Raw genomic sequence first — 1,379 nt, forward strand, 5'->3', positions numbered from 1 at the left:
GCGGGCGATGGCGGCCTCCTGTCGGCAGTCCATGGGTTTTTTGAAAGAAGTCTTCTGGGCGGGTGTATGGCGCGAACCGAGGCCCCGGGGCCAGCACCGAAAATGCGCCAGCGGTCAGCCGGGCTGCAATCCTGCCCGACGCAATTGTTCGGGCGCGACCGGTGCCGCCGCCGCGGCCGCCGCCTGGCGCAGCGCGGTGGCGCTGGCCGGATGCTCCGGCGCCGGCACCAGCGCCCAAGCCGGCGCGCCATCTTGCAGCAGCGCGCCCGGATCGCGGCGATAGCGCCGCAGCCGCGAGGCTGCCGCGCCATGCAGCGCCCGCCGCGTCCAGCCCGGCCGCGGCAGCACGGCGATGGCGGTGCGCGCCGCCAGCCGCCGCCAGTCGCGCCATCGCGGCAGCTGCCACAGATTGTCGGCGCCGATGATCCAGACGAATCGGGCACGCGGGAACAGCTGCTGCAGCCGCTGCAGCGTGCGCGCGCTGTAGCGCTGGCCGATGGCCGCCTCGATGTCGCTGGCCAGCAGCCGCACCCCGTCGCCGATCTTCTGCGCCGAGGCCAGCCGCTCGGCAAAGGGCGCCATGCCGGCGCGCGGCTTCAGCGGATTGCCCGGCGAGACCAGCAGCCAGACCTGGTCCAGCCGCAGCGCGCGCAGGGCGTGCAGCGCGACATGGCGATGGCCGTCATGGGCGGGGTTGAAGCTGCCGCCCAGCAGGCCGATGCGGATCCGCCGCCGATCCCCCCAGCGCCCCGTTGTTCTGTCGGTTCTCATCAAGGCCTGGGCAGCGGGATTACGGTCGCGTCTGGCCAGTGCCGGTGATGCGGTAGCGATAGGTGCAGAGCTGCTCCAGCCCGACCGGGCCGCGCGCATGCAGCCGGCCCGTCGCGATGCCGATCTCGGCGCCGAAGCCGAACTCGCCGCCGTCGCAGAACTGCGTGGACGCGTTCCACAGCCCGACCGCCGAATCGATGCCGTTGAGGAAGGCCTCGGCGGCGGAGGCATCCTCGGCGACGATGCATTCGGTGTGCTCGCTGCCATGGCGGCGGATGTGCTCCAGCGCCTGCCCGACACCATCGACCACCTTCACCGACAGGATCGCGTCCAGCCATTCGGTGGAGAAATCGGCGTCCGTCGCCGGCGGCAGGGCCGGCATCAAGGCGAGCGCCTTCGCATCGGCGCGGAAGCTGCAGCCGAGGGCAGAAAGGTCGGCGACCAGCAGCGGCAGCAGCGAGGGCGCGACGGCGGCGTCGATCAGCAGCGTCTCGGTCGCGCCGCAGACGCCGGTGCGGCGCATCTTGGCATTGGCCAGGATGGAGCGGGCCATGTCCGGATCGGCGCTGGCATGGATGTAGGTGTGGCAGAGGCCCTCGGCATGGGCC

The 1,379-nt window shown here is 72.2% G+C and carries 2 protein-coding genes; both read right to left on the reverse strand.

The window, feature by feature from the left end; genetic code table 11:
* Positions 1–114 precede the first annotated feature (114 nt).
* Positions 115–771: a nicotinate-nucleotide adenylyltransferase gene (locus BKE38_RS28525; protein WP_076960521.1), complete on the reverse strand. Its 657-nt coding sequence runs from the start codon at positions 769–771 to the stop codon at positions 115–117.
* Between the two features lie 19 nt (positions 772–790).
* Positions 791–1,379 (reverse strand): aldehyde dehydrogenase family protein (locus BKE38_RS28530; RefSeq protein WP_474104354.1); only part of this gene is annotated, 589 nt, incomplete at its 5' end.

The organism is Teichococcus deserti (genome assembly GCF_001982615.1).
GTDB classification, from domain to species: Bacteria; Pseudomonadota; Alphaproteobacteria; order Acetobacterales; family Acetobacteraceae; genus Pseudoroseomonas; species Pseudoroseomonas deserti.

What these genes read in the sequence shown, in the direction of transcription:
- BKE38_RS28525 (WP_076960521.1), bottom strand. Translation starts at nt 771, where the DNA reads ATGAGAACCGACAGAACAACGGGGCGCTGGGGGGATCGGCGGCGGATC.